General features: G+C 65.7%; 24 protein-coding genes and 1 tRNA gene. 8 read left to right on the forward strand and 17 right to left on the reverse strand.

Annotated elements, in window-relative coordinates:
• Positions 1-3 precede the first annotated feature (3 nt).
• From KZZ07_RS14670 to KZZ07_RS14680, 3 genes are all read left to right on the forward strand, one after another.
• Positions 4-570 carry a tetratricopeptide repeat protein gene (locus KZZ07_RS14670; RefSeq protein ID WP_219515152.1) on the forward strand — a complete coding sequence of 189 codons (567 nt, stop codon included), beginning with the start codon at positions 4-6 and terminating at the stop codon, positions 568-570.
• A gap of 86 nt (positions 571-656) precedes the next feature.
• Entirely contained in the window at positions 657-1,508 is an 852-nt protein-coding gene (locus KZZ07_RS14675; protein WP_219515157.1) for a tetratricopeptide repeat protein, read from the forward strand.
• A gap of 5 nt (positions 1,509-1,513) precedes the next feature.
• A complete protein-coding gene (locus tag KZZ07_RS14680) occupies positions 1,514-2,008 on the forward strand; it encodes a prepilin peptidase (protein WP_219515160.1) in 495 nt (164 codons plus the stop codon).
• Between the two features lie 22 nt (positions 2,009-2,030).
• On the opposite strand, the gene KZZ07_RS14685 is transcribed toward KZZ07_RS14680, so the two are convergent.
• Positions 2,031-3,206 carry a hypothetical protein gene (locus tag KZZ07_RS14685; protein WP_219515162.1) on the reverse strand — a complete coding sequence of 392 codons (1,176 nt, stop codon included), beginning with the start codon at positions 3,204-3,206 and terminating at the stop codon, positions 2,031-2,033.
• 178 nt (positions 3,207-3,384) lie between these two features.
• Between KZZ07_RS14685 and KZZ07_RS14690 the strand changes: the two genes are divergently transcribed.
• The gene (locus KZZ07_RS14690) at positions 3,385-4,698 is read left to right on the forward strand and encodes a DUF8689 domain-containing protein (RefSeq protein ID WP_219515165.1); all 1,314 of its coding nucleotides are present in this window, start codon (positions 3,385-3,387) and stop codon (positions 4,696-4,698) included.
• 37 nt (positions 4,699-4,735) lie between these two features.
• On the opposite strand, the gene KZZ07_RS14695 is transcribed toward KZZ07_RS14690, so the two are convergent.
• Entirely contained in the window at positions 4,736-5,758 is a 1,023-nt protein-coding gene (locus tag KZZ07_RS14695) for an AbrB family transcriptional regulator (RefSeq protein ID WP_219515168.1), read from the reverse strand.
• Positions 5,759-5,902: 144 nt separating this feature from the next.
• Here KZZ07_RS14695 and KZZ07_RS14700 point away from each other — a divergent pair.
• Positions 5,903-5,979 (forward strand) — tRNA-Met (locus KZZ07_RS14700).
• 117 nt (positions 5,980-6,096) lie between these two features.
• Here KZZ07_RS14700 and KZZ07_RS14705 read toward each other — a convergent pair.
• The 10 genes from KZZ07_RS14705 to eutB form a co-directional block, all read right to left on the reverse strand.
• Positions 6,097-6,594, reverse strand: coding sequence for a pseudoazurin (locus KZZ07_RS14705; protein WP_255564365.1), 498 nt, complete (start codon positions 6,592-6,594; stop codon positions 6,097-6,099).
• A 189-nt stretch (positions 6,595-6,783) separates the two neighbouring features.
• Positions 6,784-7,491 (reverse strand): hypothetical protein, encoded by a 708-nt coding sequence (locus KZZ07_RS14710; RefSeq protein ID WP_219515173.1) that lies wholly within the window; start codon positions 7,489-7,491, stop codon positions 6,784-6,786.
• 86 nt (positions 7,492-7,577) lie between these two features.
• Positions 7,578-8,618, reverse strand: coding sequence for a lipocalin-like domain-containing protein (locus KZZ07_RS14715; RefSeq protein ID WP_219515176.1), 1,041 nt, complete (start codon positions 8,616-8,618; stop codon positions 7,578-7,580).
• Positions 8,608-11,004 carry an FtsX-like permease family protein gene (locus tag KZZ07_RS14720; RefSeq protein WP_219515179.1) on the reverse strand — a complete coding sequence of 799 codons (2,397 nt, stop codon included), beginning with the start codon at positions 11,002-11,004 and terminating at the stop codon, positions 8,608-8,610. Before KZZ07_RS14720 ends, KZZ07_RS14715 begins: the two co-directional genes overlap by 11 nt.
• Complete coding sequence (locus KZZ07_RS14725) at positions 11,001-11,657, reverse strand: ABC transporter ATP-binding protein (protein ID WP_219515182.1); 657 nt, start codon at positions 11,655-11,657, stop codon at positions 11,001-11,003. The genes KZZ07_RS14720 and KZZ07_RS14725 overlap by 4 nt, the downstream gene beginning before the upstream one ends.
• A gap of 153 nt (positions 11,658-11,810) precedes the next feature.
• Complete coding sequence (locus KZZ07_RS14730) at positions 11,811-13,181, reverse strand: aspartate aminotransferase family protein (RefSeq protein WP_219515184.1); 1,371 nt, start codon at positions 13,179-13,181, stop codon at positions 11,811-11,813.
• Positions 13,182-13,199: 18 nt separating this feature from the next.
• Positions 13,200-14,675, reverse strand: a complete 1,476-nt coding sequence (locus KZZ07_RS14735; RefSeq protein WP_219515186.1) for an NAD-dependent succinate-semialdehyde dehydrogenase — start codon at positions 14,673-14,675, stop codon at positions 13,200-13,202.
• 123 nt (positions 14,676-14,798) lie between these two features.
• On the reverse strand, positions 14,799-15,278 hold the full coding sequence (locus tag KZZ07_RS14740) for an Lrp/AsnC family transcriptional regulator (RefSeq protein ID WP_219515187.1): 480 nt from the start codon (positions 15,276-15,278) through the stop codon (positions 14,799-14,801).
• Positions 15,275-16,255, reverse strand: coding sequence for a cyclodeaminase (locus tag KZZ07_RS14745; RefSeq protein WP_219515188.1), 981 nt, complete (start codon positions 16,253-16,255; stop codon positions 15,275-15,277). The genes KZZ07_RS14740 and KZZ07_RS14745 overlap by 4 nt, the downstream gene beginning before the upstream one ends.
• Positions 16,245-17,249, reverse strand: a complete 1,005-nt coding sequence (gene eutB / locus KZZ07_RS14750; RefSeq protein ID WP_219515189.1) for a hydroxyectoine utilization dehydratase EutB — start codon at positions 17,247-17,249, stop codon at positions 16,245-16,247. The genes KZZ07_RS14745 and eutB overlap by 11 nt, the downstream gene beginning before the upstream one ends.
• Positions 17,250-17,412: 163 nt before the next feature.
• Here eutB and KZZ07_RS14755 point away from each other — a divergent pair, with 163 nt between their 5' ends.
• From KZZ07_RS14755 to KZZ07_RS14765, 3 genes are all read left to right on the forward strand, one after another.
• Entirely contained in the window at positions 17,413-18,597 is a 1,185-nt protein-coding gene (locus KZZ07_RS14755) for a M24 family metallopeptidase (RefSeq protein ID WP_219515190.1), read from the forward strand.
• A 14-nt stretch (positions 18,598-18,611) separates the two neighbouring features.
• A complete protein-coding gene (argE, locus tag KZZ07_RS14760) occupies positions 18,612-19,766 on the forward strand; it encodes an acetylornithine deacetylase (RefSeq protein WP_219515204.1) in 1,155 nt (384 codons plus the stop codon).
• A gap of 62 nt (positions 19,767-19,828) precedes the next feature.
• A complete protein-coding gene (locus KZZ07_RS14765; protein ID WP_219515207.1) occupies positions 19,829-20,860 on the forward strand; it encodes an L-idonate 5-dehydrogenase in 1,032 nt (343 codons plus the stop codon).
• Positions 20,861-20,944: 84 nt separating this feature from the next.
• Here the strand turns inward: KZZ07_RS14765 and KZZ07_RS14770 are convergent, their stop codons facing one another.
• The 5 genes from KZZ07_RS14770 to KZZ07_RS14790 all read right to left on the reverse strand — a co-directional run bounded on the left by KZZ07_RS14770 (position 20,945) and on the right by KZZ07_RS14790 (position 25,399).
• Positions 20,945-21,526, reverse strand: a complete 582-nt coding sequence (locus KZZ07_RS14770; protein WP_219515210.1) for a DUF1190 domain-containing protein — start codon at positions 21,524-21,526, stop codon at positions 20,945-20,947.
• A gap of 46 nt (positions 21,527-21,572) precedes the next feature.
• Positions 21,573-22,799 (reverse strand): glutathionylspermidine synthase family protein, encoded by a 1,227-nt coding sequence (locus KZZ07_RS14775; RefSeq protein ID WP_219515211.1) that lies wholly within the window; start codon positions 22,797-22,799, stop codon positions 21,573-21,575.
• A 121-nt stretch (positions 22,800-22,920) separates the two neighbouring features.
• Positions 22,921-23,658, reverse strand: a complete 738-nt coding sequence (locus KZZ07_RS14780) for an SDR family oxidoreductase (RefSeq protein WP_219515213.1) — start codon at positions 23,656-23,658, stop codon at positions 22,921-22,923.
• Positions 23,655-24,980 carry an FAD-binding oxidoreductase gene (locus KZZ07_RS14785; RefSeq protein WP_219515215.1) on the reverse strand — a complete coding sequence of 442 codons (1,326 nt, stop codon included), beginning with the start codon at positions 24,978-24,980 and terminating at the stop codon, positions 23,655-23,657. Before KZZ07_RS14785 ends, KZZ07_RS14780 begins: the two co-directional genes overlap by 4 nt.
• Positions 24,977-25,399 carry a GtrA family protein gene (locus tag KZZ07_RS14790; RefSeq protein WP_219515217.1) on the reverse strand — a complete coding sequence of 141 codons (423 nt, stop codon included), beginning with the start codon at positions 25,397-25,399 and terminating at the stop codon, positions 24,977-24,979. Before KZZ07_RS14790 ends, KZZ07_RS14785 begins: the two co-directional genes overlap by 4 nt.
• Position 25,400: the final 1 nt, after the last annotated feature.

Consider the following 25,400-nt stretch of genomic DNA (forward strand, 5'->3'; position numbering starts at 1 on the left):
TGCATGAAACAGGCTCTTTGGGCCGCCCTGATGATCCTGCCGCTGGCCGCCTGCACCGCAGGCGGCCCGTTCGCGCATAAGGATCCCGCATCTCCCTATGCCCCCGGCCTCGATCCCCGGGGCGAAGCGGTGGACGGGCTGACCGTGGGACACCGGTTGATGGCAGCCGGCCAGCACGAACTCGCGCTTGAGGCCTTTACGCGCGCCGCAGCCGACCAGGGGCTGACCGCCGAGGTGCTGATGGCACTGGGGTCCGCCAACCTGGCGCTGGGGCGCCTGCATCAGGCCGAACCCCTGTTGCGCCGCGCCGTCAAGGAAGAACCGGACTGGGCCGAAGCCTGGAACAACCTTGGCATCGTGCTGATCGAAAAGGGCGAGACCGCCGAGGCCTCCGAGGTCTTCCGCCGGGCCTTTGCACTGGACAATGGCCAAAGTGACTCAATTCGCGACAATCTTCGCTTGGCGCTCGCAAAAATGGAAAATTCCGGTTATGGTGCGGAGTTAGAGCAAGAATACAAGATCATACGCCGCGGGCACGGGGACTACCTGATCCGGCGCACTGGCGGCTGACGGTCATTCGTCCCGGAAAACGGGGCACAAGAACAACCGCCGAAAAAGGCGGGCAAGAGGCAGAGCAGCACAAGGACGCAGGCAAAATGCGCCATCCCATCATCGTTTCCCTCTGCGTGGCGGGCGCCGTCGCGCTTTCGGCCTGTGACAAGGGCATCGACAGCGCCGAAATGGACCGCAAGTTCCAGGGCGTGAACGTGGTCGACGAAAGCGATCTGAACGAGGTCATGCTGACCGTCGGCGACCCGAACGAGGCCGTGGCTTATTTTCAGCGCACGCTCAAGGAAAACTCCGACCGGATCGAGATCCGCCGCGGGCTGGCCCAGTCTCTGGTCCGGGCCAAGCGCATCCCCGAGGCAAAGGTGGCCTGGGCCAAGGTTGTCGAACATGAGGACTCGACCGATGACGACCGGGTGCAACTGGCCGATGTCCTGATCCGGGCAGGCGAATGGGACCAAGCCGAAAAGGTGCTGGACGCGATCCCCCCCACGCTCGAGACCTACAAACGCTACCGGCTGGAGGCGATGATCGCCGACAGCAACAAGGAATGGAAAAAGGCCGACAGCTTTTACGAAGTCGCGGTGGGCCTGACGACCAAACCCGCCTCAGTGCTGAACAATTGGGGCTACTCCAAGCTGACGCGCGGTGATCTGCCCGAGGCCGAAAAGCTCTTTCTCGAGGCGATCCGCCACGACGACAAGCTGTATACTGCCAAGAACAACCTGGTCATGGCACGCGGCGCGCAGGGCAAGTACATCCTGCCCGTCATCCCCATGACCCAGGTCGAAAAGGCCGAACTGCTGCACACACTGGGCCTGGCCGCGATCAAGAGCGGCGACGTCAAGACCGGCAAGGCGCTCCTGCGCGAGGCGTTGGAGACGCACCCGCAGCACTTCGAGGCCGCGGCCCGGGCGCTGGCGGCCCTTGACGAGGCCTGAGGTCCATGTCGCTGAGTGCCGCCGCGGCCCTGTGGTTCCTGCCCTTCGTCCTGCCGATCTGTGTCTACATCTGCTACACTGACATGAAGGGGATGCGCATTCCCAACCATGCGGTCGTGGCGCTGTTCCTAGTCTATCTTTTCGTGGGCGTGGTCGCACTGCCGCTCGACACCTATTTCTGGCGCTACCTGCATCTTGTCGTGGTGCTGGTGGCAGGCATCGCGCTGAATGCAGGCGGAGCAATGGGGGCCGGCGACGCGAAATTCGCCGCCGCCGCCGCTCCCTTTGTCCATATCGGAGACCTGCGGTTCCTGATGGCGCTCTTTGCCGCCAACCTGCTGGCGGCCTTCGTGGCGCATCGCCTGGCCAAGCGCACGCCCCTGCGCCGCCTTGCGCCGCATTGGCACAGCTGGGAGGCCGGGTCGAAATTCCCGATGGGTCTTGCCCTGGGTGGAACGCTGGCGATCTACCTCGGGCTGGGGCTGTTGTACGGCGCGTGACCGCGCCACAGCCCGTGGCCGGTCATTTCACCATTTTGTGCAGGCACTTGCGCAGATAGACATCATCCACAATGAACTGCGGGTACTTGTTGAACCCGTTTTCGTCGAAATGCGGCGGACAGCGCAGAAGATCGGGCTTGTCGCCATCCCGGTCCAGCTCGCCATAGGGCTGGTTCGCGCAATCCAGGCGATAGCAGATGTCGCACTGGTTGGTACCGCAGAGCATCGACTTGGCAACCGCGTCCGGATTACCCCGGCCCGCCTCCACCTTGTAGCTGACCAGATAGATGCTGCCATCCTCGCTGGCCGGGGCCACCACGACGATATCCTGCGCGCTGTAACTGCGCCCTCCGAGGATCACCAACACGCCCAGATTGTCGTTATCGCTGCCGTCGTCATACTCGATCAGTTGCAGCATCCCGGCGCCCGAAATCGCCGCCTGGATATTTGGATAGAGCACCTGCCCAGCATGCACGGCGTGATAAGTCCCGCGTCCTTCCGGCGGCAGGTAGTTGCGGCCGTCGATCTTGAGGATCAGATCATCCTGCCCGCTGAATTGCTTGTCCAGGAACTCGCCGGCGGCGACACCATATTTTGCCCCGTCATAGAGATCCCCCACGCTGATGCCACCGCTGCCCGCCGCCGCCACCGCCGCGCCGATTGCGCCAAAGGCGAACTTGCCCGCCGAATCCAGCCCCCCTGCGGGCCGGATGTTCTGTATCTTGGTGATGGTCAGCAGATCGGCGGTCTGCCGCGACGGTTCGCTCCAGCACAGGTAGTTGTCGCGCCAGCCGTAGGGATCGCTGCCCTCGACCATCTGCACACAGTTCAGCCCCGCCACGGACCCCGACGGCGACCACCGCAGGGTCAGCGGCGAATTCTGCGGCAAGCATAGGTAATTGTCGCGCCAAGTGTATTGCGCGGGCTCTGCCCCCTCGATGATCTGGGTGCATTTCATGCCGGAAATCGCCCCCGAGGCAGACCAGCGCAGCCCGATGTCGCGGTCCGTACAGAGGTAGTTGTCACGCCAGGTATGGCTCGCCGGTGAGGCGCCCTCGACAATCTGGGTGCAATGTTTCCCGGCGATCGGCCCGGAGGACGACCAGTAGAACCGCGTCGCGGCCTCTGCCGGTTCGGCTGCCCAAAGACCCGCCAGCGCAATGGCAGCGCACAAGATCCCGGAAATCCTCTGTCTCATTTCATCTCCTCCCCAACCCGGGGCGCCGGGCCCCGAACCTTGAGGATACTCCAATCCGGCAGCTATTTTATTGACCGGGATCAGATCGCCCGCGCCGCGCAAGTTTCCCGCCCTTGCCGCGCTGATGACACAATCCGCTGCCAGCCTGCGGGCAAAAGCAGTTGAGGGCAGATCCGACATGAACATGGAGACCGGCACCGTCCTGGCCCCGCCGCAGCCGCGGCGGATCGAGGAAATGCAGCTTCCGCTGGTGATGATGCGTGACATCGTGCTCAAGACGATGTTCCGCAAGAACACCAACATCGTGACGGATCTTGCACGCACCGTCTGCCTGCCGGTGACGGTCACGCAAGAACTGATCGACATGTGCCGGGGCCAGGGCCTGATGGAGGCGATGGGCACGCTCGGCCCCTCGGGCAAGGTTTCCTCCGAGATGCCCTACCAGCTGACCGACAGCGGCAAGGCGCGCGCGCTGGATGCCTTGGCCCAGTCGGAATACTTCGGCGCCATGCCGATCCCGCTGGATGTTTATGCCGAACAGGTCAAGCGCCAGTCGATCCGCAACATCCAGATCACCCGGGATCAGCTGACCGGCGCGATGGGCCACCTGGTCCTGCCCGAAGACCTGATCTCGAACCTCGGGCCCGCAGTCTCTTCGGGCCGGTCGATTCTCATGTACGGTCCGCCGGGCAACGGCAAAAGCTCGATTTCCAACGGGATCCGGGACGCGATGGGCGACAAGATCTACGTCCCCCGTGCAATCGAGTACTCTGGCCAGGTGATCACGGTTTACGATCCGATTGTGCATTCCCAGGCCGAGGACGACAGCGAAGACCCCAACGCGCTGCGGCGGCGCGCCCGCTTTGACCGGCGTTACGTCCTGTGCCAACGGCCGACGGTCATTACCGGGGGCGAACTGTCGCTGAACATGCTCGACCTTGTCTACAATCCCACCGCGCGCACCTACCAGGCGCCGCTACAGCTGAAATCCACGGGCGGCATCTTCATCGTCGACGACCTCGGTCGCCAGGCCGAACCGCCGCAGAAACTGGTCAACCGCTGGATCGTGCCACTGGAGGAAAGCAAGGACATCCTCGCCCTGCAATCGGGCGAAAAGTTCGAGGTGCCTTTCGACACGCTTGTCATCTTCTCGACCAACTTCCACCCCAACGAGATCTTCGATCAGGCCGCGCTGCGCCGGATCTTTTTCAAGATCAAGATCGACGGACCGAACCAGCAGGATTTCCTCAAGATCTTCAGCCTGGTCGCGCGCAAGAAGAAGATGCAACTGGACGAGGCCAGCCTCGTGCACCTGCTCAAGCACAAGTACCCGACGATCAAGAACATCTATGCGAACTACCAGCCGGTGTTTCTGATCGACCAGATGATTTCCGTCTGCGATTTCGAGGGTATCCCCTACAAGATGACCCCCGACCTGATCGACCGAGCCTGGAGCAACATGTTCGTCAAAGACGAGCAAATCGTGAAATAAGACGGGGTTGCCGGGGCCATGCCTTGAGCTGGGGGGACTACCCCTCCCTGATCCGCGCCACCCAGATCGGCAGCAGCAGGCTGAGGATCAACAGCCGCATCACGTGGTGCGCGGCCACATAGGCCGGATCCAGCCCGAGGGTCACGGCGATGGCTGCCATCGCCTCGACCCCGCCGGGCGCATAGGCCGCGATCAACACGGCGGGCGGCACCCCCATGAGGACAAAGGCCACGGACACAGCCAACAGGGTCGTGGCCACGTTCACCACGGTCAGCCAAAGCCCTGCCACAACGGAATTGCGCAGCACCGCCCCGCTTTGCCCCGCGAAACGCGAGCCGATCAGCGTTCCCATGACCACAAAGGCCGCGTCGTCCAGGCCCGCCGAGAGGCGCCCGGGCGTCAGGTCGGACACATGTCCCAGCGCGCTGACCGTCATGCCCGCCATCAGGAAGGCGGCCGGCACCCGCAACGCCTGATAGCCATAGCCCAGCGCAAGCGCTGCAATCGCCAGCAGCCCCAGCGAGACCAGCGTCATGTCTGCCACCGGCAGCAGGTCCGCCCCGCTTGCACCGAAGAACAGGCTGACCAATAGCGGCACGCAGAGCGTCAGGAACAGCACCCGGATGCTCTGGATCACCGCGATCTGCGCCGTGGGGCCACCCTGTTCCAGCGACATGCTGAGCACATAGCTCAGATGCCCGGGCGCAGAGGCCAGGACCGCGTCACGCCGGCTGAACCCCATCCAGCGCACCATGCCCACCTGCGCGATCGCCAGTCCCAGCGGCAGGCTGAGGCCGAGGATGGCCATGCTGAGCGGCCAGGAGGCCGCCGCCTGCAGCGTCTCCGGGGTGACACCGGTTCCGATGTTGATTCCCAGCAGGATAAAGGCCGCCGTCCGCATCCAGACCGGCAGATCGAACCTCAGGCCCGCCAGCCCGGCCAGCGTGACCCCCACGGCGGATCCGGTCAGCGCCGCGGCCGGAAAGCCGATCAGCCCGAAGACCAGCGCACCCAGCGCGCCTGCGAAAAAAGCCAGGAGAGTTCCGGTAAATTGGGACATGCCGCCCCGGTTTATCCATCCCGAATGACCTGCGCCAGCCCCCGGACCAGCCGCCGACGCGACCCCATGCGGAATGCTTTTGCGCGCGCGCGATTTTGCGCTTGACGGCGGCGCGCGGCTTCCGTATCCGACCTCCCACTGCTTGGCGCGGTAGCTCAGTTGGTTAGAGCGAACGACTCATAATCGTTAGGTCGGGGGTTCGAGTCCCCCCCACGCCACCACTTCCCCCCTTATGAATACAATCGCTCGCGGGCCGGACGTCCGGTCAGTCCTCAGACTTCCTGAAACGAAAAAAGGGAGGCGCAGGCCCCCCTTTCCGGTCTGATGCGACGGACCTTTCAGGCGGACAGGTCCATTCCGTCCACCTCGGCCCAGATGTCTCCCCAGACCGCCCTGGCCTTGCCGCGATGACGCGCGGCCTTCGCTGCTTCGAGATTGTCCATCATGCCCTCACCCCTGACCACGATCAGGCCGACCATGCCGACGGCGTAATGTGGCTGACACTGAAAGCCGTAGAACCCGGGTGTGTCAAAGGTCACCTCGATTTCCTCGTTGATCCGGCCCCGGAAGGGCTCTGCGCCCTCGGGGATCATATCGTCGGCAGACTGGGCGTTGTGGCCCTTGTCGGTGGCCAGGAACCGGACGCTGTCGCCGGCTTCGATCACCGAGATGCGCGGAAAGAACACCTGGCGCAATTTGCGGTCCTCGGGGTGCTTGTTCAGCATCTGGATGTCATGCGTCGTGGCCGCCAGCACCCGACCGGGCAGGGTCAGGGCCAACGAGGCCGTCGCAGCAGCAGAGAGAAGCGCGGTGCGTCGCGTGATGAAACGGGTCAAGTCGTCCTCCATCGGGTTTGCACTCCGGTCACTGGGACGGGCCGGCGCGGGATGGCCGCAGGGTGCGGCATTCGCTTGAACATTGTCCAGCACGGCCCGGCCCCATAGGCCGGTTTCCGCGTCTCGATTTATGCCGCCCGGAACGGGGGACACCCCGAACCGGGCAGGATGCGTCGCTTTGTCCCCGGTTCAGACGCAGGCGCGGTTTTGCCGCCAGGAGAGGCCCGCCGCCAGCGCCAGCAGCAGGCCAAACACCGTCAAAATGACGGCGGTCGGTGCCGTCGTCTGGACGCGTGGGACGGCCAGCTCCAGCCTCTCGCCCGGCACCAGGTGCAGGCGGCGTTCCCGGAGCTGCCCGCCAAAGCCATGATCCCGCACCAGCAGATCCACGCCCTCGGGATTGGGCAGACGAAGCGTGATCGGGGCGCTCGGATCATCGGGATAGGCCACGAACCCGGCATAGAGATAGAGATCCTGCAGACCGCGTGGCGCCTCGGGTGCGGGAACACCGCAGACGGAAATCGCCGTCAGCCCGTCCAGCGGGGTGACAAAGGGCAGAGGCTGGTCCAGCGGGTGCACCATCAGCGACATGCCTTCGAACCCCGCTGCCTGCGCGCCGATGCGTGCCTCGACCCTTTCCAACAGGGCGTCCGCGATCTGCCAGGTGCCCTGCTGCAGGCGCTCAAAAGGCACACGCCCATCCGGCCCGGTCAGCAACCGGGCCTCCAGGCCAAACCCCTCGACCGCCGTCAGGGCGGGCATGCCCAGAAAGATCTCGACCGAACGGTCGTCACGGGAGACGATCAGATCAACCTGGTCGGCCACCGCCTGCGCACAGCCCAGGCCGCTTGCGGCAACCAGCGCCGCCCGTGCCAAGATCCTTCGCAGCCGCCGCATCACGTCCTCTTCTCACATTGGCCGGAGGTTCTACCTCCGCCACCCCAGCAGGACAAAGCGCAACATGGACGCAGGCAGCCCGACGGTCATTCGTACCCCGTCATCTCAAGATAGCCGCGTCCCGCATGGCTGCCACTGACGCGCACCGGCCCTTCCCAGTAGGGGATCGAGACCGCCATCCAGGCGCCGGGGTTCACCGCCTCGACCGTCACGTCGATATCCCGCTCTGGCAGGGTCACGCGCCAGACAACCGGCACCTCTCGTCCGGCCACTTCGGCCCCTTGCAGCGGCTCTGCGGTCAGGGCGCCATTGCCGTAGGACTGTGTCCGGCCGTCCGCCCCGATCCAGGTGGCCGAGGTATAGGCGCTGCCATCGGTCTGGCGCAGGCGAAATCCCATCAACTTGTCACCGGCGTCGAAAGACAGAGAGAACCAGTCCCAGCCCGATTGTGTGCTGCTCAGAGGCTGCGAGGAGTATTCGCGGTCCAGCCAGGCCTTGCCACTCACCGCCACCGGGCCGTCGGGCAATTCCAGAGTGCCTTCAACGCGGTAGAAGGGCTGCGAGTAGTAGTAGCTGGCCTGCCCTTCCGCCGATTTCACCGAAAACCCTCGATCGCCGTGAAAGACGAGCGGCCCCTGCGCCTCCAGCCGCAGATCATAGCGGAACTCCGGCCCGCTGGCCGTCAGGGTCACGTTGTCCAGCGTCTCTCCGGCCATCTGCCAGTCGTCGATCCAGGCCTCGAAGGGCTGCGCCGTGACGCCCGCCTGACCGATGCCGCCACGGGCAAAGCGTTCGGCAACGTGGTGTGCCCTGGGCGTGGTCACTGCCGCATGGGCGAACCAGACCTGAGGCGAGGTCCAGCCCGCGCCCTCGCCCGGCGCCAGCGCCGAGCGGAACAGCGTCCACTGCACCCCATAATCGGTGCCATCCGGGCCGGTCAGGTTGGCGGTCACGTACCACCATTCGATGCGGTAATCCGGGTGCGGGCCGTGATCGGCGGGAAAGTCAAAGACCGGGTCCGGAGCAGGCACGGCAAACCCCGTCGCATCCGTCCCCAGCCCGGCAAAACCCTGCCCCAGCGCGGCGACTGGCCAAAGCAACAGGAACACGATCAGCCTATCGTTCATTGGCAAAGACCCTCAGCAATTGCGACACAGGCGTGCGCGCCATGCGCAGCGCCGGCCAGAGCGCGGCCAGCGCCGCCGCCAGCAGGGTCAACAGGCCCAACCGCGCATAATCCAGCGGAAAGAGATACATCGGCAGGCGCCAGCCAAAAGCCTGCACGTTGACCATCGCCAGCAGGACCCAGGCCAGCGCCAGCCCCAGCGGCAGGGCCAGCAGCGCCGTCAGTGCCGCAAGAACCAGCGCCCGGATCAATTCGACCCGCGCAAGCGCGCCGCGCGTCAGCCCCATCGCCCAGACCGGCGCAAGCTGTGGCAAGCGGATAGCAGACAGGGTCAGAAGGCTCATCAGGATGGCAAAGCCCGCCACCGCCAGCGTCAGCACGTTGAGCGCCGCCGTAACGGTAAAGGTCCGCTCGAAGACTCCCAGGGAAAAGGCCTTGACCGATGACTGGTCCACCACGCTGCCCGGCGGCAGGCCAAATCTCTCGCCCAGCGCGCTGCGCAGCTCCTCGGGGTCTAGGCCCAGGACACCGAACTGGCGGGGTGTCTCGTCGGGGAAAACCACGCCAAAGCGCGTCTCGGAGATGACCGCCTGGCCCACCGGGTTGCCATAGTCGCCGTAGACACCGGCCAGCGGCAGGCGCAGGCCTCCGCCAAGATCCAGCATATCGTCCAGCCACAGCCCGGCCCGGCGCGCCAGTTGTTCGTTGACAATCACCGCCTCACCCGCCGCGACCCGGGTCCATGCCTCTGGACGCGCCGCGACAAAGGTCCAGTTGGTCTCATAGGCGGGGCCCACCCGCGCGCCCATCAGCTCTGCCGGGACGCCGGCAAGGCGGCTGTCGACCCGCAACAGAGGCAGGACCGTCGCCCCCCGGTCCTGCAGAAACGCCTCTATCCCGGGCATCCGGTCGCGGTCGACGCCACGGATGTAGGCATCCGCAAACAGGCGCTGATCCAGGAAATCGATGAAAGTCAGGCGAAAGCTGGACACCATCGTCGACACGCCCACATTGGCCGCCATCGCCAGCAGAAGCGCCATGAGCGCAAGACTGAGGCCGGGCAATTGCTGGCGCGTGTCGGCCCAGAACCAACCGCCGATCACGCCTTTGGCGCGCGACTGGCCCAGCGCGAGGACAGCGCCAAGGATCAGGGGCAGCGCCAGTGCGGCGCCGATCAACAGACACCCCAGCAACGCAAAGGCGGCGATCAGACCGGCATCGGCCAGGGCAATCCCCGCCGCCACCGCCAAAAGAAGCACCGCCGCCGCCCCCTGCAGCCAGCGCCCACGGCCCGCGGCCATCGCCCAGGCGCGCGGACGGGCGCTGGCCAGGATCGGCATCCGGGCGATGCGCCAAAGCGCCCCGGCCCCCGCCAGACCTGCGCCCAGCACGGCAATGGCCAGCCCGGACAGCCACCAGACCGGGCGCAATTGCAGACCGCCCGATACCTGCGCGCCATATAGCCCCTCAAGCGTCGCGGCCACGTCGGGCAGCAAAAGGGCGGCGATGACATAGCCCAGCACCACACCGATTCCGCCTGCCAGCAGCGACAGGACCAGCAGCTCTACCGCCATCAGGAGGATCAGCCGCCGCAAAGGCACCCCCAGCGTGCGCAGGGTTCGCACCATGCCGCGGCGCTGTTCAAAGACCAGGCCGATGGTGCCATGCACGATAAAGATGCCCACGGCAAAACTCAGCAGCCCGAAGGCGGTCAGGTTGAGGTGGAAACTGCCGGTCAGCTGCCCCACGTCGCTGCCAGATTGCGCGGCGACGCGCGTCAGGCCCGGCGCGACCTGTTCAAGCGGCGGCAGGCCCATTGGCTGTTCTGGCGCCAGGATCAACCGGCTGAGCCGCTCCGGCCGGTCCAGAAGGCGTTGCGCCACGCCGACATCGGTCAGGGCCGTGTCCGGCGCCACCGAGGTGTCGGTGACAACCTCTTGCGGCAGGTCTGCCAAACGTCCCGCTGTCGCGGCATCCGCGAACAGCACCCCCACCGTCAGAAAGCTGTTCAGGTCAATGTCGCGGGCACCACCGACCGGGCTGAGCGCGCCCGGCGTGGTCAACGGGTCCAGCCCGACGATCCGGACCCGCCCGGCATCGGTGCGCAAGACACCTTCGACCGCCGGCGACACCTGCCACCCCGCCCGTCGCAGCGCGACATAGGTTTCTTGCGGGAGGCTGTCCCCGGCCCTTGGCACCAGTTGGTCAAAGCGCCCCTCGCCCAGTGTGGCGGCGGCGGCGTCATAGCTGGCCCGCGCCTCGGCATTGATCGCCTGCACGCCGGACCACAGCGCCGTCGCCAGGGCAAGCCCGGCGAGAAAGGTGAAAAACTGCAAGGGGTTGCGCCGCCAATGCGCGGCCAGCGCCTGCAGCACCGCGCGCGTCATGCCAATTGTCCGGCGCGCAGATGCAATTGCCGGTCCATCCTTGCGGCCACGGCGGGCGAATGGGTCACCACCATCAGCGCCGCGCCGGTTTCGCCCACCAGCGCCAGCATCTGGTCCAGCACCTCACCCGCCGTCGCCTCGTCGAGGTTGCCGGTGGGTTCATCCGCCAGGATCAACCGGGGCCGCGCCGCCAGCGCCCGCGCAATCGCGACCCGCTGCTGCTGGCCGCCGGACAGCTGTTCGGGGTACTTGTGCCGGTGATCGCCCAGGCCCAGCGCCTCGATCAGACGCGCAACCTGTGCCGCATCCTCGCGCCCCGCCAGCCGCGCCTGGAACCGGATGTTGTCCGCCACGTCCAGCGAGGGGATCAGGTTGAACTGCTGAAAGATCACCGCCACGTCCGAACGCCGCAGAGCCGCCCGCCCGGCCTCGTCCAGCGCGGCGACATCGCGACCGTCGAACAGGACCCGGCCGCCATCGACCGTATCCAGCCCGCCGACGATGTGCAGAAGCGTGCTCTTGCCGGACCCGGACTCGCCCTGCAGCGACATCGTCTGGCCAAGGTCCAGCGACAGGTCCACGCCGGACAGCACGGGAACCGGACCCTCTGCCCCGGCAAAGCTCTTGGTGACGCCCGAAACTTCCAGCAACATGACCTGCCCTCCGAGAGGGCGATATAGCCCCCCGGCGGGCTTAGCAAACCCGGCCCCCGCGCAACAGGCACAGACGAAAAAGGCGCCCCGTTCCGGGGGCGCCCTGTGGTCGCAGTCCGCCCCCCGCAGGCGCGGAAACGATGTCGGTCCGGGTCAGCCCAGGACCTCCTTGACCGCCTCTGCCGTCTTGCCGGCAACCTCTTCGGCCTCTTCGCGAGTAAGACTGAACGGCGGTGCGAAACCCAGGATGTCGCCCTGCGGCATCGCGCGCCCGATCACGCCGCGCGACAGCAGAGCGGAGGCCACGCTGGGCCCGACTTTCTTTGCCGGATCGAAGAACGTGCGGCTGTCGCGGTCGGCGACGAATTCCACCGCCGCCATCATGCCTTCGCCGCGCACTTCGCCGACGTTCGGGTGATCGCCCAGCGCGTCGTGCAGGGCCTTCTGGAAATGCGCCCCCACCTCGCCTGCGTTCTGCACCAGGTTCAGTTCGTCCAGCAGCTTGAGGTTGGCGACACCCGCCGCAGCCCCGATGGGATGCGCCGAATAGGTCCAGCCGTGGCCGATGGGGCCGCTCTCATCCGTTCCCTGCTCCAGCACCTTCCACATCTTGTCGCCAACGATGGACCCGGACAGCGGCGCATAGGCCGAGGTCAGGCCCTTGGCGATGGTGATGAGGTCGGGCTTCAGCCCGTAGTGATCCGAGCCCATCATGGTGCCCAGCCGGCCAAAGCCGGTCACGACCTCATCCGCGATCAGCAGGATGTCGTGCTTTTGCAGAACGGCCTGGATCGCCTCCCAGTAGCCGGGCGGCGGCGGCACGATGCCGCCCGTGCCCAGCACCGGTTCCCCGATGAAGGCCGCGATGGTGTCGGCGCCCTCGCGCTCGATCAGCGCCTCCAGCTCTGCCGCGCAATGGGCGGTGAACTGTTCCGGCGTCAGGTCCAGGTTGTCGCGGCGATAATAATACGGCGCCTCGGTGTGGATCACCTGGGTCAGCGGCAAGTCGAATTTCTTGTGGAACAGCTCCAACCCGGTCAGAGAGCCGGTCATCAGGCCCGACCCGTGATAGCCGCGCCAGCGCGAGATGATCTTCTTCTTTTCCGGACGGCCCAGGATGTTGTTGTAGTACCAGACCAGCTTGATGTTGGTCTCGTTCGCGTCGCTCCCCGAGAGGCCGAAATAGACCTTGGACATGCCCGCAGGCGCACGGTCCAGGATCATCTTGGACAGGGTGATCGACGCCTCGGTGCCGTGGCCGACGTAGGCGTGGTAATAGGCCAGTTCCTTGGCCTGCGCGGCAATCGCCTCGGCGATGTCCTGACGGCCATAGCCCACGTTCACGCAGTAGAGCCCGGCAAAGGCGTCCAGCAGGCGATTGCCGTCCCGGTCCTCGATATGGCAGCCCTGCCCGCCGGTTATCACGCGGTTGGGCACATTGCCCCGGGCGAATTCGGCCAGGTGGGTCGACGGGTGGAAAAAGTTGTCGCGGTCCCACTGGTCCAGTTGATCATTTCTAAGCATCTCGGTCCTTTCCTCGCCTCACGCCCAATCGCGACAGACGTATTTGATGTCCATGAATTCTTCCATCCCCCGGCGGGCGCCTTCGCGGCCAAGGCCGGATTGTTTCGTCCCGCCAAAGGGGATCGGCGCGCCTGTCACCTTGGTGCGGTTCACCGCCACCATACCAAATTGCAGCGCCCGGCTGAGCCGGTAGATCCGGCGCGGGTCCAGCGAATGGACATAGGCGACCAGCCCGTATTCGCCCGCATTGGCACGCGTCACCACCTCGTCCTCTGTGTCGAAGGGCGTGATCGGGGCGACGGGGCCAAAGGTTTCCTCACTCATGATCTGCGCGCTGTCGGGCACGTCGGTCAGCACCGTCGGGTCATAGAACAGCGGGCCCAGCGCGTTGCGTTTGCCACCGCAGGCCAGCTTGGCGCCCTTTTCCAGCGCATCGGCAACATGCTCTTCCTGTTTCTTCACTGCCGCTGCGTTCATCAGCGGCCCGATGTCCGGATCGCCCATGCCCGCGCCGATGCTCAGCGACTTGGTCGCGGCCACGAATTTCTCGCAGAAGGCATCATAGATGGGCCGTTCGACGTAGATCCGATTGGCGCCGAGGCAGTCCTGGCCGGAGGTGGCGAATTTCGCCTTGATGGTCTCGGCCACAGCCTCGTCCAGGTCCGCGCCCTTGAAGACGATCACCGGCGCGTGGCCGCCCAGTTCCATCACCAGTTTCTTGATCGTCTCGGCAGAAGCGCGGTAGAGCAGCCGCCCCACCTCGGTCGAGCCGGTGAAGGACAGCGCGCGCACGCGCTTGTCATCGGTCCAGGGCGGCACCACGGTCGAGGCCCGTCCCGTCACGACATTGAACACGCCGGGCGGAAAGCCCGCGCGTTCCGCCAGTTCGGCCAGGGCCAGCGCGCTGAAGGGGGTTTCATGGCTGGGATGGGCGACCACGGTGCAACCCGCCGCCAGCGCCGCCGCCGCCTTTCGGGTCAGCATGGCCGAGGGGAAATTCCACGGCGTGATGAGCGCGGCCACGCCAACCGGTTCCAGCCAGAGTTCTACCTCGGCGTCCGGCAGGTGGCTGGTCACGCCCTCGATGTTCGGGCGCTTGGATTCCTCGGCGTAATATTCGACGAAACTTGCCGCATAGTCGATTTCGCCCCGTGCCTCGGAAATCGGCTTGCCCTGCTCCAGCACCATGATCCGGGCGAGATCTTCCTTGTGCTTGATCATCAGGTCGAACCAGCGGCGCAGCAGCGTGGACCGCTCCTGCGGCAGGGTCACCGACCAGGACGCAAAGGCGCGCTGCGCGGCGTCCACGGCGCCGGCGCTGTCCTCGGCGGTCAGGCTGGCCACCTCGCCGACCACGGCGCCACTGGCCGGGTCCGTCACCTGCAGCACCGCATTGTCCCGCGCCGCGATCCATTTGCCGCCGACATAGGAAAAGCTGCGGACCAGCGACTTGTCAGAGACTTCCTCACGCGCGGAAAGAACCGTCTGGGTCATGTCACACCTCCATCATCTGGGGTGCAGAATGTCCTGCATCGGGCATGACCTGAGACCAAATCCGCCCACCTGACCAGAGGATTCCACTCCTCAGTGGCCTTGCGGCAGCCCAAACCTTTGGTTTCAGTCACCCAGCAGCGCATCCAACGGCGGCATGGCCGAAGATTTCACCGGCTTTGTGACGATGTAGGTGTAATAGCGCGCCAACCCGATCCGCGCCTCCAGCATGGCGTCGATGAGCCGCTGGTACGAGTCGATGTCCCGCGCGACGATCTGCAACAGGTAGTCGAACCCGCCCCCCAGTGCCCAGCAGTTCACCACCTCGTCATAGCCCTGCATGGCGCGTTCAAAGCCCTGCATGCTGGCTGCCATGTGGTCCGCCAGTTCGGCGGCGACGAAGACCGTGACATGGGGTGCGATCCGCTTGAGGTCGATCTCGGCCCGGTAGCCGGTGATCAGACCCGCCTGTTCCAGCCTCTTCAACCGCTCCCAACAGGGGGTCGCGGACAAGCCGACCTTGTCGGCAAGCGCCGCCTTCGTGATGCGGCCTTCGCGGGACAGCACGCTGAGGATCTTCACGTCGCGGGCGTCAAGACGGGTCATGTGGCGATGACCGTTCCCGCAGTACCACGGGCCTGCATCACATGGGTGGCGATGGCCGTGTCCTGCGCGCCGGTGCCGGTCAGGTCACATATGGTGATGTCTTCGGGCGTGCGCCGCCCCGGAACCTTGCCCGCGATCACGTCGCCCAGTTCCACCGGGGCCAGGTCCAGGCCCGCCGCGCGCGCCGCCTCCAGTTCGCCGCTCACCTCGCACTGGCTGATCCGGTCGCAGACATAGCGATCGGCTCGCGCCAGCGCCGCCGGATCGATTTCGGTCTTGCCGGCCTGATCCGAACCCATCGCCGTCACATGCAGCCCCGGGTGCAGCCAGTCAGCCATCAACACCGGCACGCGCGACGGGGTTGTGGTGATGACAAGCTGGCTTTGCGCCACCAGCTCGCGCGCATCGGTCATGACCTCGGCCTGGATCCCCAGCGCCTGCGCAATATCCGCTGCGCAGGCCGCCGCCCTGGCCGGATCGCGGCCCCAGACCAGCGCCCGTTTGAAGGGCCGCACAAGGTGCGCCGCCTGCATCTGCAAGCGGGCCTGCACCCCGGTGCCGATCACCCCCGCCGTTTCCACCTCTGTCGGGGCCAGATGCCGCGCGGCCACCGCCCCCGCCGCCGCCGTGCGCACATCGGTCAGATAGCCGTTGTCCAACAGCAACGCCTCGACCAACCCGGTCTTGGCCGAAAACAGGATCATCAACCCGTTGAGGCTGGCCAGGCCCAGCTTGGGATTGTCAAAGAACCCCGGGCTGACCTTGATCGCGAACCCGTCGAAACCGGGGATGTACGCGGTCTTGACGTCCACCTCTCCGTTCACCTGCGGCAGGTCCATCGACAGGATGGGCGGCATGACCACCTCTCCCGTGGCCAACGCGGCAAACGCGCGCTCGACCACATCGACCGCCGTCAGGTCCAGCGGCACCGCCCTGCGCAGGTCGGCCTCTGTCAGGATGGTCACGTCACGGCTCATAGCGCGTCCCCTTGATGGTCAGCTCCCCCAGTGTCACGTCCTGCCCGGCCATGATTGCCGCGTGCAACCCCATGTCGAGGTTGCGCCCGGTGATGATCGTGGCCGTCGGGCCGCGCAAACTGACCTTGCCTGCCTGAACGGCTGCAATCCCCACCACGCAGGCGCCTTCGCAGACGATCCGATCCTCGTAGTAGATCGTCTGGAGTGCTTGGTAGATCTCTTCCTCGGTGACCAGCACCACGTCGTCGAGGTAGTCTCGGCACAGCGGAAAGGACAGCCGGTTCTGCAACCCGATGCCGCCGCCCAGACTGTCGGCGAGGCTGGCGACCTCTGTCACCTCAACCGGATGCCCCGCTTGCAGAGAGGCATACATGGCCGCGCCCCGCTCCATCGTGATGCCGATGACACGCACCTTGGGGTTGATCGTCTTGGCGGCAAAGGCGACACCCGCCGCCAGCCCGCCGCCCGACAGCGGCACAAGGATCGTATCCAGGTCGGGCCGCGACTCCATCAGTTCCAGCCCGATGGTGCCCTGCCCCGCAATCACCGCCGGGTCGTCGAAAGGCGAAATCTCGGTCAGTCCCTCCTCGGCCACCAGTCGTTCTGCCTCGGCCTGGGCCTCGTCCTGGCTATGGCCGACGATCCGCGCCTCGGCCCCCAGGGCGCGCACGCCCGCCACCTTGGCCTCGGGCGCCAGATGCGACATGCAGACAACCGCCCGCAGCCCCCGCGCCCGCGCGGCATAGGCCACGCCACGCCCGTGGTTGCCCGTGGAACAGCAGGTCACACCGGCCACATCGCCCTCTAGCCCGAAAATCGCGTTCACGGCCCCGCGCAGCTTGAAGGCGCCCACCGGCTGGGCGATCTCCAGCTTCAACAGGAACTCCTGCCCAAAGCGCGCGTTGAGAACCGACGGAACCAGAGGCGTGTGGTCGGCAATCCCGGCGATCCGGGCCCGTGCGGCGAAGACGCGGTTCAGCGCGAAGTCGGTCATAGAGCCCTCACCCGGTCGTTTTCGGACCAATCGGTGTCGGTCCCCCTGCTGCACAATGACCAATCGCCCCCTACGACTTCAAGCTGTCCCAAGAGGTTTTTCCTTGAAGTTCCTCCGTTTCGCCAAAACATGGCGGAACGGACAATGATAAGAGGTGCAATAAATGTCGGCCCCGAACCTTCCCTTTTCGCAGACGGAATACGACCGGCGCCTGCGCCTGGTCGAGGCGCGCATGGAAACCCTGGGGCTGGATGCGCTGTTCGTCGAAGACCCGTCGAACATGGCCTGGCTGACCGGCTATGACGGATGGTCCTTCTACGTGCACCAGGGGGTTCTGGTCATCCCGGGCGAGGCGCCGTTGTGGTGGGGCCGGTCGATGGACGGCTACGGCGCGCTGCGCACCGTCTGGATGGACCCTGACCGCATCCTTGGCTACGCCGACGATTACGTGCAGGCGACGGATATTCACCCGATGCAGGATCTGGCCGCGCATATCCGGGCGCGCGGGCTGGACACCGGGCGGATCGGCGTCGAGATGGAGAATTATTATTATTCCGCCCGGGCACACATGACGCTGGTCGAGGAACTGCCCGACGCGCAACTGATCGATGCCACGGCGCTGGTGAACTGGCAGCGGGCGGTGAAATCGAACGAGGAAATCACCTTCATCCGGCGCGCGGCGAAGATTTCGGAAAAGATGGTCGACGGCATCCTGGAACGGGTCGAACCGGGCCTGCCCAAGAACGAGCTGGTGGCCGAGATCTATGCCGACGCCATTCGCGGCTCGGACGGTCACTGGGGCGATTACGCGGCCATCGTGCCGCTGCTGCCCTCGGGGCTCGATGCCTCGGCCGCGCACCTGACATGGGACGGCCGCCCCTTTGCCGAGGGTGAGGCCACCTTCTTTGAACTGGCGGGATGTTATCGCCGCTACCACGCGCCCTTTTGTCGGACGGTTTTCCTGGGCAAGCCGCCGCAGCCCATGCTGGATGCGGAAAAGGCCCTGGCCGAAGGGTTGGAAATGGGGCTGGAAGCGGCGCGCGCCGGCAATACCGCCGGCGATATCGCCCGCGCGCTCTACGCGGCGCTGGCCAAGGGCGGCATCCAGCGCACCGGGCGTTGCGGCTATCCCATCGGCCTCAGCTATCCCCCCGACTGGGGTGAGCGGACCATCTCGATCCGCACCAGCGACGAAACCTTGCTACAACCGGGCATGACCTTCCACTTCATGCCCGGCCTCTGGATGGAGGATTGGGGGCTGGAAATCACCGAATCCATCCTGATCCGCGAAGACGGACCGGCGGAATGCCTGTGCGACCGTCCGCGCAAGCTCTTCGTCAAGGACTGACCCGAAAGACTGATATGGACCTGCTCTACCGTACAGAGGAATTGCTGGGCGAGCTGATCGCCTTTCCGACCGTCTCGGCGGACGGCAACCTGGACCTGATCGCCTGGGCCGCGAACTATCTCAAGGACCTTGGCGCAATCTGCGACGTGACGCTGGACGAGACCGGGCAAAAGGCCAATCTTTTTGCCAGTTTCGGCCCCGACGGCGATGGGGGGCTGGTGCTATCCGGCCATTCCGACGTTGTCCCGGTCGAGGACCAGGAATGGTCTTCGGACCCCTTTGTCATGGAGGATCGCGAAGGGCGGCTTTACGGGCGCGGCGCCTGCGACATGAAGGGGTTTATCGCCTGCGTGCTGGCGTTGGCCCCGCGCATCGCCGAATGGCCCTTGACCCGCCCGGTGCACATCGCGCTGACCTATGACGAGGAAGTGGGCTGTTTCGGGGCCCGTGCGCTGGTCGATGATCTGCGCGCTCGCGACATCCGCCCGGCGATGGCGATCCTCGGCGAACCGACGATGATGCGCGTGATCAACGGGCACAAGGGCTGTTACGAGTATACCACCCATATCACCGGCTGCGCCGGGCATGGGTCCGCCCCCGATCACGGGGTCAATGCCGCCGTCTGCGCCGCACGCTATGCCGGGCGGCTGATGGAACTCGAGGGGGAGTTGCGCAGCCGCGCCCCCGAAGGCAGCCCCTTTTCGCCTGCGTGGACCACGCTGAACATCGGTCGCATTTCCTCCGGCCACGCGCATAACGTCATCCCTGACCATGCCGAGATCGACTGGGAAATGCGCCCGGTCCAGCGCTCTGACGCCGATCATGTCCTGGCCGAGATCGACCGTTTCGCCGAAGAAATACTGCCCGCCATGCTGGCCGTGCATTCCGAGGTCACGATCACCCGCGAGGTCATCGCCGAAACCCAAGGATTGCACCCGGTCAAGGGCAGCGAGGTCGCCACCATCGTTTCGGCCCTGACCGGGGCCAACGGACTGGACGTTGTGGCCTTTGGCACCGAGGCGGGGCTGTTCCAGTCGTTGGGCATGGACTGTGTCGTCTGCGGGCCCGGGTCCATCGAACAGGCGCACAAGCCGGACGAATATGTCAGCCGCGATCAGCTCTCCGCTTGCCTGCATATGCTGCAGGGGCTGGAACGGCACCTGACCTGAACGCCCCTCGACAAGGCCCTGCCCCATCCCCATCATGGCGCCCGGAAACGGGAGGAGCCGCAATGAAGACCATCGTCGCCCACGGTGCGCATGACCTGAGGATCGAAGACCGCGAGATGCCCGTTCCGGGGCCGGGACAGGTCCTCGTCCGGTTGGAAACCGGCGGCATCTGCGGTTCAGACCTGCACTACTACCACAAGGGCGGCTTTGGGACGGTCCGGCTGAAAGAGCCGATGATCCTTGGCCACGAGGTCGCCGGACAGATCGAGGCACTGGGCGCCGGGGTCAGCGGGCTGGCAGAGGGGTTGCGGGTCGCCGTTTCGCCCTCGCGCCCCTGCCATGCCTGCCGGTTCTGCCATGCAGGCCAGCCGAACCACTGCCTGAACATGCGCTTTTACGGCTCTGCCATGCCCTTTCCGCACATCCAGGGCGCCTTTCGCGAATACCTTGTGGCCGATGTCGCGCAATGCGCGCCCGCCGGGGAGCTGAGCGCGGGCGAGGCCGCGATGGCCGAACCGCTTTCGGTGGTGCTGCACGCCGCCCGCCGTGCCGGGGACCTGCTGGGCAAGCGGGTGCTGGTGACGGGCTGCGGCCCCATTGGGATGCTGGCGGTGCTGGTGGCCCGCGCGGCGGGCGCGGTCGAGATCGTCGCCACGGACCTCACCGATTTCACGCTGGACATGGCGGCCCGTCTGGGCGCCGACCGGGTTGTGAACATGGGAAAACACCCCGAGGGGCTGGCGCCGCTGGCCGCGGAGAAAGGGCAGATCGACGTGCTTTTCGAATGCTCGGGCGCGGCGCCCGCGCTGGTTTCGGCGATCCCCACCATGCGGCCCGGGGGCGTGATCCTGCAGCTTGGGCTGGGCGGCGACATGACCCTGCCGGTGCAGGCAATCACCGCCAAGGAGCTGGAACTGCGCGGGTCCTTCCGCTTTCATGAAGAATTCTTTGCCGCCGTGGAATTGATGCGGAAGGGACGCATCGACGTGAAACCCCTGATCACCCATGAGGTGACGCTGGAAAAGGCCGAAGAGGGCTTCAAGCTGGCCTCGGATCGGAGCAAGGCGATGAAGGCGCAGATCCGGTTTTCCTGAAGGGTCCAGCACGGGGCACGTTCTACTGAACCCGGCAAAGGCCCGGAGCGGTCACGCCTGCGGGCCCCGTCCTCGGGGCTTTGGTCAGCCGCCGAACCGCGTCCGGTCACCCGCCCTCTTGCCGAACCCGCCACGGGAGATCGCAGTGGCGCGGGACATGGGCTTGGTGCCGATGGTCGAGGCCGGGCGCGTGAACTGGGAGGTGCCAAGCTTGGTCGCGCCCCGGTTGCCCGAAAACACGCTGGTGCCTGCGGCATTGGTAAAGCGCCCGTCCTGCGTCCGGTACAGCGGTTGCGCCGCGGCCATGCCGGACCGCCCGCTCATCATGTTGCCGATCAGGTAGCCCGCGAGAAGCGGCATGAAGATGCTGCCGGACCCGCCTTCTGTTACCGCTGCCTCGGTCCCACAGGCGCCCGGCCCGTGCAGTTCCTCACAGACCTCGCGGCTGTCGTAGCGCGGAGCGGCCTCGACGTGCAGGGCCTGGGCCTGAGTGAACTGGATCTCGCAATCCTGGGCCGAGAACATGCCCCCGCGCAGCGCCTCGTCCTTGCAGGTTTTCAGATCCGGAAAGGCGGAGGCGTCCACCTGTTCCTCCTTGCAGCCCGCAAGGGTGAATGCGGCGGCGCCGACAATCGCAATGGCAACCCGTTTCGAACGTTTGGACATGACACTCTTTCCTTTTGCCCGGTGGGCGTCCCGTTGGTTGCGCGGCTTATGCCTGAATATAGTGGGGTTTGAACCGCGACAAATCCTGCGTGATGCGGGACCTGTCTTCCCTGATGCCGATCCCCACGCAGGCCTGTCCCACGATCCAGGCACCGACGACAGGGCGAAAGCCATCGAATTGAGGCAGGGGCGCATAGGCCTGCACGATGCGCGGGTGTTCGGAATACTCCGTGTTCTGGGCCGCCTCGATGATCTTGCCCGCTTTCACGATCGAGACGGAGGCGCCTTCGCGCGACAGGATCGGTTTGCGCACATGGCCCGCGGCAAGGTCGGCTTCGGCCCGCGCAAAGGCCTCTGCGACCCCGGCGGACGGGGCCCCCGTGCCGGCCAAGGCCTCGGCGATCTCTGCGTCGAAGAACGCGGGCAAGAGGTTGGGGTGGCCTTCGAACATCTGCCAGAGCACCGGCAAGAGCCCCTTGTTCGACAACAACGCCTTCCACGCGGGTTCGAGGAAGAGACACCCCGACCCGTCGATGTGATCGGCATAGTCGTCAAGAAAGAGGTCTTCCCAAGGGTAAAGCTTGAACAGGACGGCGATCCGGCGATCCTCGTCGTCAAGGAACTGGCCATCCTCGCTCAGCCCGATCTTGTCGAGGTCGCAGTAATGCGCGCCAAGCCCCGCCTCGCGCGCGGCCCATCCCATCGCCTCCACCGTGCCGTAGTCTTCCGGATTGTCAGCGACGGCTGTGAAATGCAGGTCGCTGTCGGCCTCAAAGACCTCGCCGAACCGCGCGACCAGCGCCTCGTGGATGCCGTTGAACTGGTCGGTGCCTTCGGGCAGAACACCGGCGGCCAGCTGATCCTCCAGCCACTGCCACTGAAAGGCCGCGCTTTCGTAAAGCGAGGTCGGCGTATCGGCGTTGTATTCCAATAACTTGGCCGAACCCTTGCCGTCGTAGGCGAAATCGAAACGGCCATAGATCTCGGGATCGCCCCTCTTCCAGCTGTCGGCAACCAGGTCCCGGCGGTTTTCCGGGATCGCCAATTGTTCCATCAGGCGTTCGCTGGCGATGATTTCCGCAACCGCCTCGCGGCACATGGCGTGAAGCTCGGTCGCGGGGTCTTCCAGATCGTTTTCGATCTGGTCGAGCGTGAACGCGTAGACCGAGCTTTCGTCCCAGTAGGGCGCGCCGTACATGTCGGCGAAGGTAAAGCCGACCTCCTTGGCATGGTCGCGCCAATGCGGCCGCTCGGGCAAATGGATCTTCTGCACGTGCCTGCTCTCCTGTTGCCTTGCGGCAGCTCGTTGGTGGTGATGTCGGGTGCGGTGCCCGGTCCTGCAAGGGCGGGGCGCGGTCCGTTTACGGGGGAAAAGTCGGCGCCTGGCCGCGCGTTCAGATCTTGAGCTTCTTGAACACCGGCTCGGGGATGTTGCGGATGATCGCCATGACCAGCCGCCAGATGCCGCGCACGTAGATGACGTTGCGCCCCTTCTGCACCGCCTTGAGCACCGCTGTGCCGACTTCCTCCGGTTCGGCGGTGAGTTTCGCGGGCAGGTCCAGCCCTTCGGTCATGGCCGTGTTGACAAAGCCCGGCAGCACCGTGACCACATGCACGCCCTTCTTTGCCAGCCGGTTGCGCAGGCCGGACAGGAAGGCGGTGAACCCCGCCTTGGCGGACCCGTAGACATAATTGGTGGCGCGCCCACGGTCACCCGCGACCGAGCTGATGCCGACCAGCGTACCCGACCCCCGCGCCTCGAACCGGTCGGCGAGCAGGGCGAGGATGCCTGCCGGACCTTCGAAGTTGCTGCGCAGGACCAGAGATGCCTTGTTCAGATCCTGTTCGTTCTGCGCCTGTTCGCCCATGTAACCAACGACGCTGACCGCGACCTGTGGCAGCGCGGGCAGGCCGTCGAGGAAAGGGACAAAGCCGTCGCTGTCCAGCACGTCGAAATCATGCAGTGTCACCTCGACCCCGTGGCGCAGGGCGAGATCGGATCGCACCGCGTCAAGGCTGGCGGCGTTGCGCGCGGCCAGCTGGATCGGATGGCCCTGGGCGGCAAAGGCATGAGCGATGGCCTGTCCCATGTCAGAGCGGGCGCCAAGGATCAGGACGGGCAAATCGGTCACAGGGAAAGCCTTTCGGATTGGGCCGAGGCGAAACGCGCCTTGAGACCAAGGGTTTCGCGCATCTCTTCGAAGTCACGCACGCGGGCATCGGCCTGACGCAGGGTTTCGGCGCGCATCCGGCTGTCCTTGGCCAGATAAAAGCGCCCGCCGTGGGCGACGGCGATGGCGTCAAGCCGTTCCAGCAGGTCCAGAGTGTGTGATTTCATCGGAAAGTCGAGCGCCAGCGTGTAGCCCTCCATCGGGAAGGAAAAGGCGCTGTCCTGCGCTCCAAAGCGTTTGAGCACGGCCAGAAAGGACCCCGCGCCTGCGTCGGCAATCGCCTGCAGCAGCTCGGTCAGCCCCTCGCGGGCAGAGGCCAGCGGGATCACGCATTGGAACTGGGCAAAGCCGCGGCGGCCATAGATGCGGTTCCACTTCAGCACTGAGTCGAGCGGATAGAAATAGGTGTCCCAATCCACCAGCGCCTCACCCCGGTTCCAGACACCCATGCGGTAATAGGCTTCGTTGAAGGCACGCACCGTCCAGCGGTTGAGCGCGAAACCGGGGAAGTCCAGCGGCACGGAGAGCTTGCGCTTGTGACCGGCATCAAGCGGGCTGGCGGATTTTTTCGGGTCGAGGTCAGAGAGCTTGGCGTGTTCCCCGAGGATCACCAGCGACCGGCCCAGATGGGCGCCCTGCCCCATGCAGTCGATCCATGCGACGGAATAGGTGTCCTGCCCGTGCGCCTCGAAAAGCTCCATCGCGGTGGCGAGGTCGGGGGCGGGCAGGGTCGTCTGCTTGATCCAGGCCGTCTCGACGGGACGCAGGCGGATGGCAGCCCGCAGGATCACGCCGGTCAGGCCCATGCCGCCCAGGGTCCACCAGAAGAGGTCGTCCTTGTCCTTGCGGGTGGCGCGGCGCACCTCGCCGTCCGGACCCATGATCTCGACCCAGTCGACGCAGGCGCCAAAGCTGCCCTCGACATGGTGGTTCTTGCCATGAACATCCGCTGCGATGGCGCCGCCCAGGGTGATCAGCCTGGTCCCCGGCGTCACCAGAGGGAACCAGCCGTGCGGCAGGAAGGCGTCGATGACATCGCCGAGAAGGACACCGGCCTCAGCCACCAGGCGGCCTGTCCCGGCGTCGAATTCCAGCATGTGATTGAAATGGCGCATGTCGAGCGTCAGGCCCGCGCCCACGGCGCTGTCGCCATAGGACCGCCCGTTGCCGCGCGCGATCACCGGCCTGTCGCCGGTGACAAGCGCCCGCAGCGCCGCCTCGTCGCGCGGTGCGCGGACCTCTGTTTCGACCTGCGGAAACCGGCCCCATCCGGATAGTTTCATGACATCCCTCCCAGCCGCGCATCGGTAAAGACAAAGCGCCGATCGAGATTGTACTTGATGACGTAGCCGATGGTGAGGCCAAGGACTGCGCCCAATTCGCGCATCACATCGGTTTTCCAGAATATCCAGAAGGCGGTTTCGGTCCCCCAGAAGACCGCCGTCGTCACAAGCCCCATGAGGGTGTAGAGCGTGAACTTGCGCCCATGCGCACGCAGACCGGTGGCGTCGTCGTAAAAGATCCAGCGCTTGTCCAGCAGGTATTTCACCACCAGCCCCACCAGCGTCCCCGCCCCCACCGCCAGCGCAAAGGCAATCCCGCCCTCACCCGCCAGCAGGACCAGCCGCTGGGTTGCCAGGTTGGCGAGCGTGGCAAGCATGGCGAAGCCCGCGTAGCGCAGCAAGAGCGCCTGGCGCGTCATC

Origin of the sequence: Mameliella sp. CS4 (genome assembly GCF_019392335.1) — a bacterium.
GTDB lineage: Bacteria > Pseudomonadota > Alphaproteobacteria > Rhodobacterales > Rhodobacteraceae > Antarctobacter.

Excerpts from the sequence above, each read along its gene's own strand:
- KZZ07_RS14670 (WP_219515152.1), top strand. The coding sequence starts at position 4 with ATGAAACAGGCTCTTTGGGCCGCCCTGATGATCCTGCCGCTGGCCGCC.
- KZZ07_RS14675 (WP_219515157.1), top strand. The coding sequence starts at position 657 with ATGCGCCATCCCATCATCGTTTCCCTCTGCGTGGCGGGCGCCGTCGCG.
- KZZ07_RS14680 (WP_219515160.1), top strand. The coding sequence starts at position 1,514 with ATGTCGCTGAGTGCCGCCGCGGCCCTGTGGTTCCTGCCCTTCGTCCTG.
- KZZ07_RS14685 (WP_219515162.1), bottom strand. The coding sequence starts at position 3,206 with ATGAGACAGAGGATTTCCGGGATCTTGTGCGCTGCCATTGCGCTGGCG.
- KZZ07_RS14690 (WP_219515165.1), top strand. The coding sequence starts at position 3,385 with ATGAACATGGAGACCGGCACCGTCCTGGCCCCGCCGCAGCCGCGGCGG.
- KZZ07_RS14695 (WP_219515168.1), bottom strand. The coding sequence starts at position 5,758 with ATGTCCCAATTTACCGGAACTCTCCTGGCTTTTTTCGCAGGCGCGCTG.
- KZZ07_RS14710 (WP_219515173.1), bottom strand. The coding sequence starts at position 7,491 with ATGCGGCGGCTGCGAAGGATCTTGGCACGGGCGGCGCTGGTTGCCGCA.
- KZZ07_RS14715 (WP_219515176.1), bottom strand. The coding sequence starts at position 8,618 with ATGAACGATAGGCTGATCGTGTTCCTGTTGCTTTGGCCAGTCGCCGCG.
- KZZ07_RS14720 (WP_219515179.1), bottom strand. The coding sequence starts at position 11,004 with ATGACGCGCGCGGTGCTGCAGGCGCTGGCCGCGCATTGGCGGCGCAAC.
- KZZ07_RS14725 (WP_219515182.1), bottom strand. The coding sequence starts at position 11,657 with ATGTTGCTGGAAGTTTCGGGCGTCACCAAGAGCTTTGCCGGGGCAGAG.
- KZZ07_RS14730 (WP_219515184.1), bottom strand. The coding sequence starts at position 13,181 with ATGCTTAGAAATGATCAACTGGACCAGTGGGACCGCGACAACTTTTTC.
- KZZ07_RS14735 (WP_219515186.1), bottom strand. The coding sequence starts at position 14,675 with ATGACCCAGACGGTTCTTTCCGCGCGTGAGGAAGTCTCTGACAAGTCG.
- KZZ07_RS14740 (WP_219515187.1), bottom strand. The coding sequence starts at position 15,278 with ATGACCCGTCTTGACGCCCGCGACGTGAAGATCCTCAGCGTGCTGTCC.
- KZZ07_RS14745 (WP_219515188.1), bottom strand. The coding sequence starts at position 16,255 with ATGAGCCGTGACGTGACCATCCTGACAGAGGCCGACCTGCGCAGGGCG.
- eutB (WP_219515189.1), bottom strand. The coding sequence starts at position 17,249 with ATGACCGACTTCGCGCTGAACCGCGTCTTCGCCGCACGGGCCCGGATC.
- KZZ07_RS14755 (WP_219515190.1), top strand. The coding sequence starts at position 17,413 with ATGTCGGCCCCGAACCTTCCCTTTTCGCAGACGGAATACGACCGGCGC.
- argE (WP_219515204.1), top strand. The coding sequence starts at position 18,612 with ATGGACCTGCTCTACCGTACAGAGGAATTGCTGGGCGAGCTGATCGCC.
- KZZ07_RS14765 (WP_219515207.1), top strand. The coding sequence starts at position 19,829 with ATGAAGACCATCGTCGCCCACGGTGCGCATGACCTGAGGATCGAAGAC.
- KZZ07_RS14770 (WP_219515210.1), bottom strand. The coding sequence starts at position 21,526 with ATGTCCAAACGTTCGAAACGGGTTGCCATTGCGATTGTCGGCGCCGCC.
- KZZ07_RS14785 (WP_219515215.1), bottom strand. The coding sequence starts at position 24,980 with ATGAAACTATCCGGATGGGGCCGGTTTCCGCAGGTCGAAACAGAGGTC.
- KZZ07_RS14790 (WP_219515217.1), bottom strand. The coding sequence starts at position 25,399 with ATGACGCGCCAGGCGCTCTTGCTGCGCTACGCGGGCTTCGCCATGCTT.